The sequence below is a fragment of the uncultured Clostridium sp. genome (assembly GCF_947036855.1).
Taxonomy (GTDB): domain Bacteria; phylum Bacillota; class Clostridia; order Clostridiales; family Clostridiaceae; genus Sarcina.
The window spans coordinates 16,957-33,725 of sequence record NZ_CAMQRY010000004.1 but is presented as its reverse complement, the minus strand read 5'-3'; the positions used below and the strand labels follow the sequence as shown (position 1 = coordinate 33,725).

17 protein-coding genes are annotated in these 16,769 nt (G+C 29.1%); 15 read left to right on the top strand and 2 right to left on the bottom strand.

Going from position 1 to position 16,769, the window contains the following annotated elements:
- Positions 1-79 precede the first annotated feature (79 nt).
- The 7 genes from Q0V15_RS01555 (at position 80) to rho (ending at position 8,158) form a co-directional block, all read left to right on the top strand.
- Positions 80-316, top strand: coding sequence for a Veg family protein (locus Q0V15_RS01555; protein WP_297435322.1), 237 nt, complete (start codon positions 80-82; stop codon positions 314-316).
- 333 nt (positions 317-649) lie between these two features.
- Positions 650-2,212 carry an SPOCS domain-containing protein gene (locus Q0V15_RS01550; protein WP_297435320.1) on the top strand — a complete coding sequence of 521 codons (1,563 nt, stop codon included), beginning with the start codon at positions 650-652 and terminating at the stop codon, positions 2,210-2,212.
- Positions 2,213-2,337: 125 nt separating this feature from the next.
- On the top strand, positions 2,338-4,077 hold the full coding sequence (locus Q0V15_RS01545) for a Mur ligase family protein (protein WP_297435318.1): 1,740 nt from the start codon (positions 2,338-2,340) through the stop codon (positions 4,075-4,077).
- A 228-nt stretch (positions 4,078-4,305) separates the two neighbouring features.
- The gene (gene ispE / locus Q0V15_RS01540; protein ID WP_297435316.1) at positions 4,306-5,157 is read left to right on the top strand and encodes a 4-(cytidine 5'-diphospho)-2-C-methyl-D-erythritol kinase; all 852 of its coding nucleotides are present in this window, start codon (positions 4,306-4,308) and stop codon (positions 5,155-5,157) included.
- A gap of 86 nt (positions 5,158-5,243) precedes the next feature.
- Positions 5,244-5,867 (top strand): stage II sporulation protein R, encoded by a 624-nt coding sequence (gene spoIIR, locus Q0V15_RS01535; RefSeq protein WP_297435314.1) that lies wholly within the window; start codon positions 5,244-5,246, stop codon positions 5,865-5,867.
- Between the two features lie 23 nt (positions 5,868-5,890).
- Positions 5,891-6,307, top strand: a complete 417-nt coding sequence (locus Q0V15_RS01530; protein ID WP_297435312.1) for a DUF1934 domain-containing protein — start codon at positions 5,891-5,893, stop codon at positions 6,305-6,307.
- Between the two features lie 237 nt (positions 6,308-6,544).
- On the top strand, positions 6,545-8,158 hold the full coding sequence (rho, locus tag Q0V15_RS01525) for a transcription termination factor Rho (RefSeq protein WP_297435310.1): 1,614 nt from the start codon (positions 6,545-6,547) through the stop codon (positions 8,156-8,158).
- Positions 8,159-8,184: 26 nt separating this feature from the next.
- Here rho and Q0V15_RS01520 read toward each other — a convergent pair whose 3' ends face one another.
- Together Q0V15_RS01520 and rpmE are read right to left on the bottom strand one after the other, a co-directional pair.
- A complete protein-coding gene (locus Q0V15_RS01520; protein WP_297435308.1) occupies positions 8,185-9,282 on the bottom strand; it encodes an MGDG synthase family glycosyltransferase in 1,098 nt (365 codons plus the stop codon).
- 129 nt (positions 9,283-9,411) lie between these two features.
- Complete coding sequence (gene rpmE / locus Q0V15_RS01515) at positions 9,412-9,618, bottom strand: 50S ribosomal protein L31 (protein ID WP_297435306.1); 207 nt, start codon at positions 9,616-9,618, stop codon at positions 9,412-9,414.
- 160 nt (positions 9,619-9,778) lie between these two features.
- Here rpmE and Q0V15_RS01510 point away from each other — a divergent pair, with 160 nt between their 5' ends.
- From Q0V15_RS01510 to wecB, 8 genes are all read left to right on the top strand, one after another.
- A complete protein-coding gene (locus Q0V15_RS01510; protein ID WP_297435304.1) occupies positions 9,779-10,360 on the top strand; it encodes a thymidine kinase in 582 nt (193 codons plus the stop codon).
- Between the two features lie 193 nt (positions 10,361-10,553).
- The gene (gene prmC / locus Q0V15_RS01505; protein ID WP_297435302.1) at positions 10,554-11,411 is read left to right on the top strand and encodes a peptide chain release factor N(5)-glutamine methyltransferase; all 858 of its coding nucleotides are present in this window, start codon (positions 10,554-10,556) and stop codon (positions 11,409-11,411) included.
- A gap of 71 nt (positions 11,412-11,482) precedes the next feature.
- The gene (prfA, locus tag Q0V15_RS01500) at positions 11,483-12,562 is read left to right on the top strand and encodes a peptide chain release factor 1 (RefSeq protein WP_297435300.1); all 1,080 of its coding nucleotides are present in this window, start codon (positions 11,483-11,485) and stop codon (positions 12,560-12,562) included.
- Positions 12,563-12,627: 65 nt separating this feature from the next.
- The gene (locus Q0V15_RS01495; protein ID WP_297435298.1) at positions 12,628-13,215 is read left to right on the top strand and encodes a hypothetical protein; all 588 of its coding nucleotides are present in this window, start codon (positions 12,628-12,630) and stop codon (positions 13,213-13,215) included.
- 28 nt (positions 13,216-13,243) lie between these two features.
- Entirely contained in the window at positions 13,244-14,296 is a 1,053-nt protein-coding gene (locus Q0V15_RS01490; protein ID WP_297435347.1) for an L-threonylcarbamoyladenylate synthase, read from the top strand.
- Between the two features lie 98 nt (positions 14,297-14,394).
- A complete protein-coding gene (gene rpiB, locus Q0V15_RS01485) occupies positions 14,395-14,844 on the top strand; it encodes a ribose 5-phosphate isomerase B (RefSeq protein ID WP_297435296.1) in 450 nt (149 codons plus the stop codon).
- A 24-nt stretch (positions 14,845-14,868) separates the two neighbouring features.
- Positions 14,869-15,498 carry a uracil phosphoribosyltransferase gene (upp, locus tag Q0V15_RS01480; protein WP_297435295.1) on the top strand — a complete coding sequence of 210 codons (630 nt, stop codon included), beginning with the start codon at positions 14,869-14,871 and terminating at the stop codon, positions 15,496-15,498.
- Between the two features lie 74 nt (positions 15,499-15,572).
- Complete coding sequence (gene wecB / locus Q0V15_RS01475) at positions 15,573-16,727, top strand: non-hydrolyzing UDP-N-acetylglucosamine 2-epimerase (RefSeq protein WP_297435293.1); 1,155 nt, start codon at positions 15,573-15,575, stop codon at positions 16,725-16,727.
- The last annotated feature ends 42 nt before the right edge of the window (positions 16,728-16,769 follow it).

Genomic DNA, 16,769 nt, shown 5'->3' with positions numbered 1-16,769 from the left:
CTTTGGTGATAAAATATATAATTTGATTGACATCCAAAGATTTACAGTATATACTAAAATGAAGAAAGAGGGTGTTAAAATGGAGAAAAATAGAACAGTATCTTCTATAAAGAAAACATTAGAGAGCCATCTAGGTGAGAAAGTTATGCTTAAAGCTAACGGAGGCAGAAAAAGAGTTTTAGTCAATGAGGGAGTACTTGAGAGTGTTTATGCAAGTATTTTTGTAATTAGATTAGAAAAAGATACGCAAAGAACGGTAACATATAGTTATTCAGACGTACTTACAAATACAGTTCAATTAGATTTTGAAATTTAATAGAATATAGTAAAAAAAGCTCCTCTGGCGAACAGGGGTTTTTTTTTGCGTAAAAAAAGAAAGATGGTGGGTTTCCATCTTTCAACTATGGTATAAAAGGGTATTGAGAATTTATGAGAGGTTATATGGTCAATAACCACCTTAATAATACGACATTTTCTGATAAGTGTCAACTGAAAAAGAGTTAAAATTCGACAAAAAATGATATAAGATTTGTAATGTGAAAGTTTAGTTATAAAAAAATCGATATATTCTAAAAAAAATTTCAAAAAAGTGGAATTAAAATAGATTTAGTTTTATATATTATAGTAGGTAGAATATAGGAGGTACGATATGGCTAATTTAGATCTTATAAAAGAAAATGTAGAACTTCAAATACAGGTTGGAAGGAGTTCGAATGTAGATATACTTCAAGAAGAGTATCTTATATCAGACACACTTCCAGATGTAGGAAGAATTTTATCGGTTGATGTTGATAAAAAAATAACTAAAGCAGAAGTTTTTGATGGGAAAGTACTTGTTGAAGCTGATGTTAGATTTAGCATTATTTACTTATCAGAAGAAGAAGATGGTAGCGGAGTAAATACAGCTGTCTATAAAAATAAGTTATCAAACTTCATAGACATATTAGGTGCTGAGCAAGGTATGCTTTGCAATGTGGAGTGTGAGCTAGAACATATAAATTCGACTCTTGTTAATGAAAGAAAGATAAATATTGAAGCTTATTTTAAATCAGTAGCAGATGTTTATAAGCAAGAAGAATTTAATTTTGTTAAAAGTGTAGATAATAGAAATGATATTCAGGTTATTAAAAAGACTGAAAAAGTAGATAAATTTATCTATACAGGATCAAAAAGAATTTCGGAAAAATCAGAATTAGAGGTTAGTATGGATAAAGGTCAAGTTGAAAAAATTATTAAATTTGATTATTTAGTTCATAAAAAAGATGTTAGGATTACTGATGATAAAATAAGATATTCTTGTTATATTAATGTTGATTTAATGTATAAGTCATTAGATTCAAAAGAACTGAATTTATTAAATAAAGATATCTTTATATCAGATGAAGAAGATATAGTTGGTCTTAATTCAGAGTATAATTGTGATTATGACTTTAAGGTTGCTAATGCAGACTTTTCAGTGAATCAAAATGATTTAGGTGAAGATAGAATAATAGTTTTAAATTTTGATATTAATACAAATGTAAAAGTTTCAAAATTAGAAGAAATAGAAGTTATTGAAGATGCTTATTCACCAGAGAAGAGTTTAAACCTTATAAAAGAAAAGGCAGAGTTTAAAATTAGACTTGGCGAAGGCTTTACAGAGGCAATTTCTAAAGAGAATATAAGTGTTGAGGGTGATGAACCAGTTCAGATAATAAGTACCAGAGGTGAGGTTGTTTCTGTTGACTCTAAAATTTCAGGAAGCAATATAAATATTGATGGAATATTAAAAGTTAAATGTCTTTATAAAACTATAAATGCAGATGTTGGGTATGGAGCTTTAGATGTTGAACTTCCGTTTTCAGCATGTATAGAGATAGCAAATTTAACAGACGAAATGGAAGTTTGTATTAAATCTACGCTAGAGAGCTTAGAATCAGCTATAGAAGCTGGAACAATAGCACTTAAGGGAATAATATCATTTAATGCAAAAGCTTTATATAAAGAAGTTAAAGAGTATATTCATTGTATAGAAGAAGATGAAGAAGAAAATGTTGAACCTAAGAAAGCATCAGTTGTTATTTATGTAATTCAGTGTGGAGATACTATTTGGAAACTTGCTAAAAAGTATAAAACTACAATGGAATCAATAGCTACTATAAATGGAATTGATTTAGAAGATGAGCTTATGATTGGTACAAAAATTATAATACCAGGAAGAGCTATAATTTAAGTTTAATAGTTTGAATTAAGAACACATAAAACATTTGTTTTATGTGTTCTTTTTTTGTATGGAAAAATAAAAAAATGGTAAAAATAAATAGAAGGTAGAATACTGTTTGAGGAGGGGAATTAAAAGTGAAAATACTTATGGACGAAAAGTTTAGTACAAGCAAAGAACTATTAAAAATAAAATTGCAAGGACCATCTACAAGAGCTATATATAATAGTGCAAAAGCTGAAGGATTGCCTATTATTGAAATTGGTAATGGGATTTATCAAATTGGATATGGAGAGAAGGGAAGAGTTTTTAATGATACGATAGGAAGCAATACAAGTGCTATTGCAGTTGAGATATGTAGAGATAAGTGTATAACTAAAAAGATATTAGAAATGAATAGTATTCCAGTTGTGAAAGGTGAATGTGTTGATGATAATACAAAACTTTTAGAAATTGCACATTGTAAAGGCTATCCAGTAGTTTTAAAGCCACAATTTGGTTCAAATGGCTCTGGTGTAGTTGTTAATATAAAAAGTGATATAGAGCTTCTTAAGGCTTATGAACTGATATCAGAAAAAACAAAAGATATTATAATAGAGGAATTTATTGAGGGTAGAGATTATAGGGTTTGTGTTGTAGATTATAAAGTTGTGGCAGTATCTCAAAGAATACGACCATATGTAATTGGAGATGGGATTAAAACTATAAAAGAATTAATTGATGATTTAAATAAAGATATTTTAAGAGGTATGAATTGTGAAAGACCATTAACCAAGATTAAGCTTAGTAAAGAGCTTGATATTTATTTGAAGAAAAATAAGCATGATATAAATGAAATTATAAAAAAGGATGTAAAAGTTATACTAAGAGAAAATGCTAATTTATCAACAGGTGGATTTGCAGAAGATGCTACAGATTTAATAAGTGAAGAAAATATTAAAATATGTGAAAGAGCAGCTAAAGCGTTAGGTCTTGATATATGTGGAATTGATATATGTACAAATAATATATCAAAGTCATTAGAGTTATATGGAGGTATTATTGAGGTGAATGCAGCACCAGAAATAAGAATGCATGAATGCCCAACAAAAGGACTAGCAAGAAATGTTTCAAAGGAAATACTAAAGAGTATGTATAAAACAGGCTTTGATAATATACCACTTATATCATTAATAGGAACTAGTGGGAAAGCTATAACAACAAGGCTTATTTCATATGTAATATCACTTATGGGATATACTGTGGGGATGAGGACAATGGATGAAGTTTCTATTGGAGAAGATATTATATCAAAAAGTGATACAGCGAGTAAAAGTATTAAGTCAGTTTTAATTAATAAGGAAGTAGAGTTTGCAATTTTAGAAAGTAGTAAAGCGGAAATTATGAAAAGCGGTTTAGAGTATGATATAGCAGATGTTGGAGTGATAAATAATAATTTAGATGAAAGTAAGGAAGAAGATTATGATAGTGATAAGTCAGTAAGTATGGAATCTTTAGTTATTGAAAGTGTAAAAAAAGATGGATATGCAGTTATAAATGCTGATGATTGTCAGAGTAAGTTTATGATTGAAATAGCTAGGTTACATGAGGTTAAAACAATATTATTTTCAGTAAATAAAGATAATAAATATATATTAGAAAATAAAAGGATGGGGAACCCTACTGTGTATCTAGATGATGAATTTATAGCTGTGCATAATAGAAATAAGGAATATAAGATTTGTGATTATAGATATATGCCAATAATGTTAGAAGATGAGTGCAATAAATATAATGCCTTAGCAGCTTGCTCGGCACTTGTTGGTATAAATATGGATTATGCTATTATATCAAAAGGTTTTTTAGAGTTTGAAAATCGTGTGAAAGATGATATCTAAACTTTGATGAAAGTCTTACGAATATAACAATAATAACTTTCTATGAAAAGTATAGTGAAAATATTAAAATGGTAAATAGTTAATAAATTTAATAGGAAAAAAATATTAATATTTTGAAGGAACAGAAAAAAATCTGTTTCTTTATTTAATTTTCCTTTATATTTAGATTATAAAACATTATAATAAGCTTAATAAATCAGTTAACTTTACTAGAAAGGTTGTAGAGATATGAAGAGAAAGGCATACGCAAAAATAAATATTGCCCTTGATGCGGTTGGAAAAAGAGAAGATGGATATCATTTACTTAGAATGATAATGCAAACAGTGGATATATATGATGAAATTGAACTTAAAAAAAATAATACTAATAAAATAAATGTAACTACAGATAAATATTATTTACCGACAGATGAGAAAAATTTAGCGTTTAAAGCAGCAAAGTTATTTAAAGATACCTATGGAATAAAAGATGGGGTTGATATTAGTATAAAGAAAAACATTCCAGTTTCAGCTGGTATGGCAGGTGGTAGCAGTGATGCAGCAACTGTTTTATTTTTAATGAATAAAGTATTTAATAAAAATATTAGTAAGACCTCTTTAGAAAAGCTTGCAGTTAAGATTGGTGCTGATGTACCTTATTGTATAGATGGTGGAACTGCACTTTGTGAAGGTATTGGTGAAAAAATTACAAAGTTAAAACCTTTCAAAGATAAAATATTAATTGTTGTTAAGCCTAATTTTGGAGTTTCAACAAAGGATATTTATAGAGATTTAGATATAACAAAGATTCATAAGCATGCAGATATTGATGGAATCATTAGATGTATGGGCAGAGATGAGTTATATGGAGTTTCTACAAGAATGAGAAATGTACTAGAGAATGTAACTATTAAAAAACATAGAGTTATAAGAGAAATAAAAGATGAAATGAGAAATGCAGGTGCTGTTGGAACAATGATGAGCGGTAGTGGACCAACTGTTTTTGGATTCTTTGAAGATATGTTAGTTGCTCAAAAGGCATATGATAGAATGAAAAGTTTATACTCGCATAATGATGTTTTTATAACAAGAACTATATAAAATAAAAATATTTTTTGAAATTTAGAATAAAGTGTATAAAAAAAACACTCCTTGGCTATTATTTAGTTATCAGGGGGTGTTTTAATATGAAAAAAATAATTTTAGGTATAGTAAGTTTAGTAATATTAATAGGTGGCTTTATAGCTATAAATGGAAATAGTGTACAAGTTACAAGTATGGAAGGTATAAGTGAAAAGATAATTAGATTTCATGTTCTTGCAAATAGTGATTCAGATAAGGATCAAGAGTTAAAGCTTAAAGTAAGAGATGAAGTTATAGGATATATGACACCAATATTAAATGAATCAAAATCTTTAAATGAGTCAAGAGAACTTTTATTAAGCAATCAAGAAAAGGTTATAGAGATTGCAAAAGAAGTTATAAAAAAAGAAGGATATGACTATGACGTAAATGTAGAACTTGCTATGACAAATTTCCCAGTAAAAACATATGGTAATGTTACACTTCCACAGGGAGAGTATGAAGCATTTAGAGTTTTAATAGGTGAGGCTAAAGGTGAAAATTGGTGGTGTGTTATGTTTCCACCATTATGTTTTATAGATATGAGCAAAGGGCAGATTAGTTATGAAAAAAGTGAAGAGCAGTTATCAGGGGTTTTAACAGAAGAGGAACAAAGTTTGATAACAGACTCAGAAGATAGTAAAATAGAATTTAGGTTTAAAATAGCAGATTTATTTAAAAATAAATAGCAAATTAATAAGAGGTGATATAAATGATTAAAAAAGCGAATATTTCAATATCAAGTATGCAAATGAATGATAAAGATCAGGTTGTAGAAGTTATAACTCCAGGAACTTTTGAGATTTTAGAAAATGGATTTAAAGCTACATATGAAGAAAGTGAAATTTCAGGAATGCAAGGAACAATGACTAGCATTATTATTGCTGATGAAAAAGTTATATTAGAAAGAACTGGTAGTACAGAAACAGTAATGACATTTGAGAAAAGTGGAAGTAATGTATGTTTGTATAATACTCCATATGGTGTATTAGAAATGACAACAAATACAAATGACTTAGCTATAGAGATTACTGAAAATGGTGGGAAAGTGAAAATTGAGTACGATTTAGTGGTTTCAGGACAAGATTCTATAAGTACAAGTCTTAAGCTTGATATTAAAGTTATATAACAATGGATGTTATATAACTTAATTTTTTTATAACAAGATATTTAATAAATATCTTGTTTAATACAGATAATAAGTATTATAATTAGAGTAATATTTAGAAAAAATTATAGTTATACATATAATTCTTCTTCAAATTTCAGAGTGAATCATATCTTAAATATTTATATAGATTGAAGTTTATATAATAAAATCCTGATTATATTTCCCAAAAATAAAAAAATAGGAGGTGCTTATTTAGTGAGTAATTATGAGAAAATGACTCTTGTTGAGTTAAAAGTAATCGCTAAAGAGTTAAGCATTAAAAACATATCTAAAAAGAAAAAAAGTGAGTTAATAGAGGCTATAAAAGAAGTTAAACCTGCTGATTTAATAAATGCACAAGAAAATTCATTAGAACAAAATACAATTGAAAAAGATGGTATTGTTCTAAGAGAAAAAATATCAGTAAAAGTTACAGAACCAGTAAAAGGCATAGAATCAGAAGTTAAAGCTAAAGTGTATCATAATCCATATCAAGATAGAAATTACGATAATAGAGTTAAAAAAATTAATGTATCAGAAAATAATCAAGATATTGAACTTAATAATACAGAGAATAAAGTGATTAATAATCCATATAGAGATAGAAATTATGATAATAGGGTTAGTAGTCCAGAAAAAAGTATTGATGAAAGTATCGATATAAATGAAAAGAAAGAAGAATTTAAAACACTTGTTAGTACATCAGAGAATTCAAGAGGAATACTTGAAATACTAGAGAGTAATAGTTTTGGTTTTTTAAGAGGTCAAAATTATTTAACAGGTGATGATGATATATATGTTTCACCATCTCAAATAAGAAGATTTAATCTTAGAACTGGTGATGAAGTTATAGGGAAGGTTAGAGAAGCAAAAGATGGAGAGAAGTTTAGAGCACTTTTATATGTTGAAAAAATAAATGGTGATATGCCAGAAGTTGCTATAAATAGAAAAAGTTTTGAAAAACTTACACCTATATATCCAAATGAAAGATTAAGACTTGAAACTGATTTTAGTGGAGATGTAAGTTCAAGACTTATGGATATAGTTTGCCCAATCGGTAAGGGACAAAGAGGGATGATAGTTGCACCTCCTAAAGCTGGTAAAACTACAATGCTTAAAAGAGTTGCACAAAATTTAATGAAAAATTATCCAGATATAACACTTATAATGCTTTTAGTTGATGAAAGACCTGAAGAGGTAACTGATATGAAAAGAAGTATAAGAGGAGAAGTTATTTATTCAACATTTGATGAAGAACCACAAAACCATGCAAAAGTTTCAAGAATTGTTTTAGAGAGAGCAAAAAGACTTGTTGAACATGGGAAAGATGTTATAATTCTTATGGATTCACTTACCAGACTTTCAAGAGCTTATAACTTAACAGTAACACCAAGTGGTAGAACTTTATCAGGAGGGCTTGACCCAGGTGCTTTAGTAATGCCTAAAAAATTCTTTGGAGCAGCTAGAAACATAGAAGAAGGTGGAAGTCTTACAATTCTTGCAACAGCTTTAGTTGATACAGGAAGTAGAATGGATGATATGATATTTGAGGAATTTAAGGGAACTGGTAATATGGAAGTTCATCTTGATAGAAAACTTCAAGAGAGAAGAATATTCCCAGCAATTGATATTTATAAATCGGGAACAAGAAAAGATAATTTATTACTTGATTCAGATGAGAGAGTAGTTGCTGATGCAATAAGAAAAACTATGTATAGAGAAGAACAAGCAGAGAGTACAACAGAAAGATTAATTAATTTATTATATAAAACAAAAAATAATAAAGAATTTATTGAAATGTATAGAGCTCTGATGAATAAGCAAAAATAAAAAAAACCTCAAAGTTAAATTAGAATTTAACTTTGGGGTTTTTTATTGCTTAAATCATTAAAAAGCTGAATAGTTTGGTCTATTGAATAATTTTCTGATAGACGTTTCATATTAAGTTTTAGTGATTGTAATTTTTCAGGATTTAAAATTAAATCATTTATTATACTATTTAGTGTAGTTAGATTTTTAACTCTGATAGCAGCCTGTTCTCTAACTAAAAGTTTAGAATTATCTGTTTCCTGTCCTGGAATTACAAATGGGATTATCATTGGTAGCGCTTTATGTATAGATTCTGTTGTTGTTAGCCCACCAGGTTTAGTTATGATAAGATCCATTGAATCCATAATAGTTGATACTTCTGTTGTAAACCCAAAGATTTTTAAGTTCGGATTATTTGGATATTTAGATTCAAGCGAATTTTTAAGCTCTATATTTTTACCACAAATTAATGTTATTTTTATATCATTAGTATTAGTCACTAAGTGTTTTAAAACTTTTGAAATTCCAGAAAGACCCATACTACCACCCATAACTAATATATTAAATGGTCTAGGATTAGTTTTAGGAGTTTCATATCTAGCATAAAAGGCTTGACCGACAGGTATACCTATTGGAAAAACATTTTCACTTAAAACACCAAAGCGAGTAAGTTCTTGTTTAGTATACTCACTACCAGTTATATAAGCATTAATTTGATCGCTATAATAGGTATAGTGAGGTTTAAAATCAGTAATTATAGAAACTGTAGGAATATTGATAATTCCTTTCCTAGATAAAGCCCCTAAAATACAAACCGCAAGTGGGTGAGTACAGGCAATAACATCAGGATTAAACTTATTTATATAATCAACAGTCTTTTTTATAGGTTCACGAAGAAAAAATTCTAGAACACTATTAACTGGTTTGAAATCGCTAATAGCATAGCAAAATCCATATATGTAAGGAAAGATTTTAGCTGATAATTCATACCCACCAACTACAAAGTCATTTACAGTTTTACTTTTTTCTAAAAAATCGAATATATCAACTTCATCATATTCAGTTTTAAGAATTTCTTTTAAAGATTTAGCTGCTTGATTATGGCCTTCACCAGTAGCAGTAGTTAAAATTAAAATTTTTCGCATAAAATTATTCACTCTTTCATTCATTTAAAATTTAATTAATATAATAACATATAAGGTCGTTACTTAAAAGAAATTATAGATGCTATTAAGAAAAAATGGGAAAGACTAAGTCTTTCCCATTTTAAAATATTATTTGTTAAGGTTAAATCTTTTGTTGAATTTATCAACTCTTCCACCGATATCAACAAGTTTTTGTTTACCTGTGTAGAATGGGTGACATTTAGCACATATATCAACTTTTAATTCTTCTTTAACTGATCCTGTTTCGAATGTGTTTCCACATGCGCACTTAACCACCGCGTTAGCGTGGTATACTGGATGTATGCCTTCTTTCATGATTTTCACCTCTTTAATTTCAATTTAAATTGTGTCGTAGAGACACAACTACTGTAAAGTATAGCATGAGAGAGGAAAATCGTCAATAGTTTAAAAGAGCTTAGATTTAGGGTATAATTTAAAAAAAGATATTTATTTTTAAAAGAGGGAGAGTTACATAATGAGTAAATTATATTTTAGATATGGAGCTATGAATTCAGGGAAATCAACACACCTTATGCAGGTTGCACATAATTATGAAGAAAGAGGAATGAGTGTTCTTTTATTAAAGCCGTCTGTTGATGAAAAAGGTGGGGATAAGGTTGTTTCAAGACTTGGAGTGGATAGAAAAGTAGATATGCTTATAGGTGATAATGATAATATTTTAGAACTATTATCAGATTATATGGGAGAAAATAAACCGAGTTGTATAATTGTTGATGAGGTTCAATTTTTAAAGGAGCATCATATAAATGAGTTATTTCAAATTGCCGTTGAAAATAGTGTGCCTGTAATTTGTTATGGACTTAGAACAGATTTTCTAATGAATGGATTTGAAGGAAGTAAAAGATTACTTCTTATAGCACATAGTATAGAAGAAATGAAAACTATATGTAATTGTGGAAATAAAGCAATATTAAATGCTAGAAAGATAAATGGAAGATATATTTTTGAAGGTGAGCAAGTTGCGATAGATTTAATTGGAGATGTTGAGTATCAATCTTTATGTGGAGAATGTTATTTTAAATTTAAGAAAAATTAATTAAGTTACTTATAAAATATAAGCGTATATTATGGTAAGGATTATTTTTTATTTTAATAATTTTTAGTATTAGAAGTATATTTATATGAAATATTAACATATATAACTAGAATTGAAAGTTAGGTAATTATATTATTAATAATAAATAAGTACACTTGCACTTAAAGAAACAAAAGAAGCAGAGGAGTTAGATGTGAAAAAAACAATAAGAGAATTATTAAATAATGCAAATCAAGTATTTAAGGAAGCAAAAATTGAAAGTTATATATTAGATGCACAACTTTTAATGTGTCATGTGTTAAAAGAAAATAAGCTTTGGCTTATGATGAATGCACGGGAAACAATTGAGCTTGATAAAGAAAATGAGTTTAATGTATTAGTTGAAAAAAGAAAAACTAAATACCCAATGAATTATATTCTTGGAACGGCTGAGTTTATGGGAATTGATTTTATTGTTGAGGATGGTGTGTTGATACCAAGACCAGATACAGAAATTTTAGTAGAAGAAGTTCTTAAAAATATTGAAAAATATGAAGAACTTGATATATGTGATTTATGTTGTGGTAGTGGAGCAATAGGTCTTTCAATAGCAAATTATAGATCAAAAGTAAAAGTTGATTTGCTTGATATTGATAATGTACCTAAAAAAGTTACAGAACTTAATATAAAAAACTTAGAACTTTCAGATAGAACAAAATTTATACAAAGTGATTTATTTGCTAATGTATCTAATAAAGGGTATGATATAATAGTTTCCAATCCACCTTATATTAGGGAGGATGTTATAGAAACTCTTATGGAAGATGTTAAAAATTATGAGCCTCATTTAGCACTAGCAGGTGGTGAAGATGGTCTTATATTTTATAGGGAAATTACAAAAGAGAGCGTTAGTTTACTAAAAGGTAAAAAAATATTAGCTTTTGAAATAGGGCATGACCAAGGTGAGGATGTAAAAATTATTATGAAAAATAATGGTTTTGGAAATATAGTGATAATAAAGGATTTAGCAAGTCTAGATAGAGTTGTTATTGGTAATTTAATTATTGAATAATAATTGAATAATATAAGAAATTTATGTTATAATAAAAAAATATGAAAATCTACAGTACGGAGTGATATAAAATGCTAGAAAGATTAAGTTTTATCGAGACTAAGTATGATGAGTTATCAATTAAAATAAGTGATCCTTCAATCATGTCTAACCAGAGTGAGTGGAGAAAGTTATGTAAGGAACATTCAGACTTAGAGATAATAGTGAATAAGTATAGAGAGTATAGAGATACTTTAGAAGAGTTAGAAGGTAGTAAAGAAATTTTAGCAGAAGAAACAGATCAAGAAATGAGAGAGATGGTTCATGCTGAAATAAAAGAATTAGCAGAAAAACAGGAAACTTTAGAGAGTGATATACAAGTATTACTTCTTCCAAAGGACCCTAATGATGACAAGAACGTATTCGTTGAGATAAGAGCTGGTGCTGGTGGAGATGAAGCTGCACTATTTGCATCAAACTTATTTAGAATGTATACAAAATATGCAGAAAAACATAGATGGAGCCCTGAAATAATGAGTATCAATGAAAATGACATCGGTGGATGTAAAGAAGTTGTATTTATGATTAAAGGTGAAGGTGCTTACTCAAAACTTAAGTATGAGAGTGGAGTTCACAGAGTACAAAGAGTTCCAGATACAGAGAGTTCAGGAAGAATACATACTTCAACAGCTACTGTAGCTGTACTTCCAGAAGTTGATGATGTTGAAATTGTTATTGAAGACAAAGATCTTAAAATTGATGTTTTCAGAGCTTCAGGAAATGGTGGACAGTGTGTTAATACAACTGATTCAGCTGTAAGAATGACTCATTTACCTTCAGGACTTGTTGTTTCATGTCAAGATGAAAAATCACAGCTTAAAAATAAAGCAAAAGCACTTAAGGTGTTACAAGCTAGATTATATGATATAGCTGAGAGAGAAAGACATGATGGAATAGCTGAAGATAGAAAAAGTCAGGTTGGAACTGGTGATAGAAGTGAGAAGATAAGAACTTATAACTATCCACAAGGAAGAGTTACAGATCATAGAATAAAATTAACACTTTATAAACTTGAGTCATTCTTAAATGGGGATATTGATGAAATACTTAATGCCCTAATTACTGAAGATCAAGCTCAAAGAATGCAAAATATGGGTAATACGGAGTCTTAATTTTTATAGCCTTACATGAAAATGTAGGGCTTTATTTTTAATGAAATATTGTGGGGAGAAACAGAATGTATATAGATAAAGCGTTAAAAAAACAGAGTGCAGCTTATAAAAGATTTAATGTTTTTATGATTTTTATACTTATATTATTACCACTTGTTGTATTTGGTCTTGGGGTTAATGGTGGAATTATTGATATAGCATTAATTACAATAGAGATAATTATAATAGCGTGTATATTTATAATGAAGGATAGAACTGTTTTAAATTATACGTGTAATAATAGTATTTTAAAACTTAAACAAGGGGTGCTTAGCCCATATAGAAAAATTTCATGCGATAAAATAAAATTAATACATACAGAAAATAAATCAGGTGATATAGATTTAGTAATAGTTACAACAACAAGGATAGGGAACAGACAACTTAGACTTGTTGGAAGAAGTTTTTTAAATAGATATCCTATGGCAGCTAAAGAATATAGAAAAGTAAAAAAACTAAATGAAAATAAAAATTATTTTTATTTGGTAATAAAAAATGGTGGATATAAAAAATATCATTTACTTGATGATATTTATAAAAGTTCAGTAACAGCAACTTTTACATCAGATACAATTGAAAATATAAAAATTTCAAGATCTCAAAAAGAAATTTAATAGAGGGAAGAGAAGAGAGATGATTAAAGTGGAAACAAAAAAAGCATATATAAATGATATAGTTAAAGACTTTAAATATTTAGATGAAGCAGCAAAGATTATTAAAGAGGGTGGAATAGTGGCATTTCCAACAGAAACAGTTTATGGTCTTGGAGCTAATGCACTTGATTCAGAGGCTGTTTTGAAAATTTTTAAGGCTAAAGGTAGACCTCAAGATAATCCATTGATAGTTCATGTGGCATCTAAAGATATATCAGAGTATGTAACAGATATACCTAAAATAGCAGAAAAGCTTATGGAAAAATTTTGGCCAGGACCATTAACTTTAATATTTAAGAAGAGAGATATAATTCCAAGTATGACTTCAGCAGGGCTTGATAGTATTGGTCTTAGAATGCCAAGTGATGAAATTGCACTTGAGCTTATAAGAAAATCTGGAAAACCAATAGCAGCACCATCAGCAAATATATCAGGAAGACCTAGTCCGACTGATATGAATAGATGTGTTGAAGATTTAGAGGGAAAAGCAAATTATATTCTTGGTGGAGAAAGAAGCTTTGTTGGAGTTGAGTCAACAATAGTAGATTTAACAGTTAATCCACCTTGTATTCTTAGACCAGGTGGTGTTACTTTAGAAGATTTAAGAGAAGTTGATGAAGAAATTTATATAGATAAAGCCCTTTTAGAAGAAAAAGCAATGGGTGATTTAAAGCCTAAAGCACCTGGAATGAAATATAAACATTATGCACCTAATGCTAAAGTTAGAGTTATTAGAGGCGAAAATGATAAAATGCTTGAAAAAATTGGAGAAATGGTGCATAATTACAAGGATGAAGATTTAAAGGTTGGCGTTATGGCAACTGATGAAACAAAAGATTTCTATGGAGATACTTTTGTAATAAGCCTTGGAAAAAGAGAAGATTTAACAGAGATTGCTAAATCACTTTTTGAAGCTTTAAGAAAATTTGATGATGAGGGCGTGGATATAATTCTTAGCGAATCATTTGAAGAAAAAGGTCTTGGCATAGCTATTATGAATAGATTAAAAAAATCCTGTGGATTTGATATAATAGATGTGTAGAGGCTACTTAATAGCTTAGTTATGCAAAATTGAAGAAGGTAAATTAGCTTTTACTCTTCTTTTTTTTATATATTTTTAAAACATAGGAGGGATTTTACATGAGAATAGCAATAGGTTGCGATCATGGTGGATTTTTATTAAAAACTGAAGTAATGGCACATTTAAAATCAAAAGGTTTTGAGTGTAAGGACTTTGGTGCATATAGCGAAGAGTCTTGTGATTACCCAGATATATCAATAAAAGTTGCAGAATCAGTCGCTTCAAAAGAATGTGAACTTGGAGTTTTAGTTTGTGGAACTGGGATAGGAATATCAATAGCTGCAAATAAAGTTCCAGGAATAAGAGCTGCTTTATGTGGAGATACTTTTAGTGCAAAAGCTACAAGACAACATAATAATGCAAATATTCTTGCTTTAGGGCAAAGGGTAACAGGAACAGGTCTTGCTTTAGAAATAGTTGATGCCTTCTTCTCAAGTGAATTTGAGGGTGGAAGACATGAAAATAGAATCAGTAAGATTTCTGCTATAGAAGAAAAATATTCAAAATAAAAAATACGCTTGGAGGAAATTAATATGAGTAAGGTAGTTGAAATATCACATCCATTAATATTACACAAATTAACAATAATAAGAGATAAGAATACAGGTGCTAAAGATTTTAGAGAACTTGTTGAAGAAGTATCAATGCTTATGGCTTATGAAGTAACAAGAGAGCTTCAAATGAAAGAAATTGAAATTGAAACTCCAGTATGTGTAACAAAGCAAAAAGTTTTAGCAGGTAAGAAAATGGCGATAGTACCAATTCTTAGAGCTGGACTTGGAATGGTTGATGGTATGCTTAAGTTAATACCAGCAGCTAAAGTTGGTCATATCGGTTTATATAGAGATGAAGAAACTTTACAACCAGTTGAGTATTTCTGTAAATTACCTCAAGATATTGATGAGAGAGACGTTATAGTAGTAGACCCAATGCTTGCTACTGGTGGTTCAGCAGCAGATGCTATTGGATTATTAAAAGAAAAAGGTGCTAAAAGCATTAAGCTTATGTGCTTAATTTCTTCACCAGAAGGTGTTGCAGCGGTTCAAAAGGCTCATCCAGATGTTGATATATATCTAGGTTCAATTGATGAAAAATTAAATGAACATGGATATATAGTTCCAGGACTAGGTGATGCAGGAGATAGATTGTTCGGTACAAAATAGTTTATAGTTAAAATAACATGAAATAATGGAGTTTATATTAAACTCCATTATTTTACTATTAGGGAGGATTTAGAATGGAAAAGATTAAAATATTAACGATATTTGGAACAAGACCTGAAGCTATAAAAATGGCTCCACTTGTTAAAGCTTTAGAAAAAAGAAGTGAAATTGAATCAAAGGTATGTGTAACAGCACAACATAGAGAGATGCTTGATCAAGTTTTAGAATTATTTGAAATAAAACCTGAATTTGATTTAGATATAATGAAAACAAGACAATCTCTTACAGGAATAACAAATAGAATTCTTGAAGGATTAGAGGAGTTATTCATAAGTGAAAAACCAGATATGATACTTGTTCATGGAGATACTACAACAACATTTTCAAGTGGACTTGCAGCATTTTACCAACAGATAAGAGTTGGACATGTAGAAGCTGGTCTTAGAACATTTGATAAGTATTTCCCATTCCCTGAAGAAATGAATAGAAAGCTTACTGGTGCTTTAGCTGATTTACACTTTGCACCAACACAAGGGTCTAAAAATAATCTATTAAGAGAAGGAATAAGTGAGTCAGATGTATATATAACAGGAAATACAGTAATTGATGCTATGGCACATACTGTTGAAGAAAATTATGTGTTTGATACTGATGAGTTAAATAAAATAGATTTTGAAAATAAAAAAGTTATTATGGTTACAGCTCACAGAAGAGAAAACTGGGGAGAGGGAATAGATAATATATGTGATTCATTAGCTACTATAGTTGAAGAAAATAAAGATGTAGAGCTAGTATATCTTGTGCATTTAAATCCTATAGTTAAAGATGTAGTACATGCAAAACTTGGTGGAAAAGAAAGAGTACACCTGTTGGCACCACTTGATACAAAAGAAACACATAACTTAATGAATAAATGTTTCATGGTAATGACAGATTCAGGTGGACTTCAAGAGGAAGCTCCACATCTTGGAAAACCAGTTCTTGTTTTAAGAGGAGTTACAGAAAGACCAGAAGCAGTTGAAGCTGGAACAGTTAAACTTGTTGGAACAGATGTAGATGTAATCTTAAAAGAAGCTAATGCTTTAATAAATGATGAAGCTTATTATGCACAAATGAGCAAATCAGTAAATCCATATGGAGATGGTAATGCATCAGAAAGAATAGTTGATGCAATACTTAAGTATTATGGAAAGAATGATAATGAAGTAGAAGAGTTTATAAGTAAATAAAATTATAACCCCACACAAATTTGTGTGGGGTTATTTTTATAG

Excerpts from the sequence above, each read along its gene's own strand:
- Q0V15_RS01555 (WP_297435322.1), top strand. The coding sequence starts at position 80 with ATGGAGAAAAATAGAACAGTATCTTCTATAAAGAAAACATTAGAGAGC.
- Q0V15_RS01550 (WP_297435320.1), top strand. The coding sequence starts at position 650 with ATGGCTAATTTAGATCTTATAAAAGAAAATGTAGAACTTCAAATACAG.
- ispE (WP_297435316.1), top strand. The coding sequence starts at position 4,306 with ATGAAGAGAAAGGCATACGCAAAAATAAATATTGCCCTTGATGCGGTT.
- spoIIR (WP_297435314.1), top strand. The coding sequence starts at position 5,244 with ATGAAAAAAATAATTTTAGGTATAGTAAGTTTAGTAATATTAATAGGT.
- Q0V15_RS01530 (WP_297435312.1), top strand. The coding sequence starts at position 5,891 with ATGATTAAAAAAGCGAATATTTCAATATCAAGTATGCAAATGAATGAT.
- Q0V15_RS01520 (WP_297435308.1), bottom strand. The coding sequence starts at position 9,282 with ATGCGAAAAATTTTAATTTTAACTACTGCTACTGGTGAAGGCCATAAT.
- rpmE (WP_297435306.1), bottom strand. The coding sequence starts at position 9,618 with ATGAAAGAAGGCATACATCCAGTATACCACGCTAACGCGGTGGTTAAG.
- Q0V15_RS01510 (WP_297435304.1), top strand. The coding sequence starts at position 9,779 with ATGAGTAAATTATATTTTAGATATGGAGCTATGAATTCAGGGAAATCA.
- prfA (WP_297435300.1), top strand. The coding sequence starts at position 11,483 with ATGCTAGAAAGATTAAGTTTTATCGAGACTAAGTATGATGAGTTATCA.
- Q0V15_RS01495 (WP_297435298.1), top strand. The coding sequence starts at position 12,628 with ATGTATATAGATAAAGCGTTAAAAAAACAGAGTGCAGCTTATAAAAGA.
- rpiB (WP_297435296.1), top strand. The coding sequence starts at position 14,395 with ATGAGAATAGCAATAGGTTGCGATCATGGTGGATTTTTATTAAAAACT.
- upp (WP_297435295.1), top strand. The coding sequence starts at position 14,869 with ATGAGTAAGGTAGTTGAAATATCACATCCATTAATATTACACAAATTA.
- wecB (WP_297435293.1), top strand. The coding sequence starts at position 15,573 with ATGGAAAAGATTAAAATATTAACGATATTTGGAACAAGACCTGAAGCT.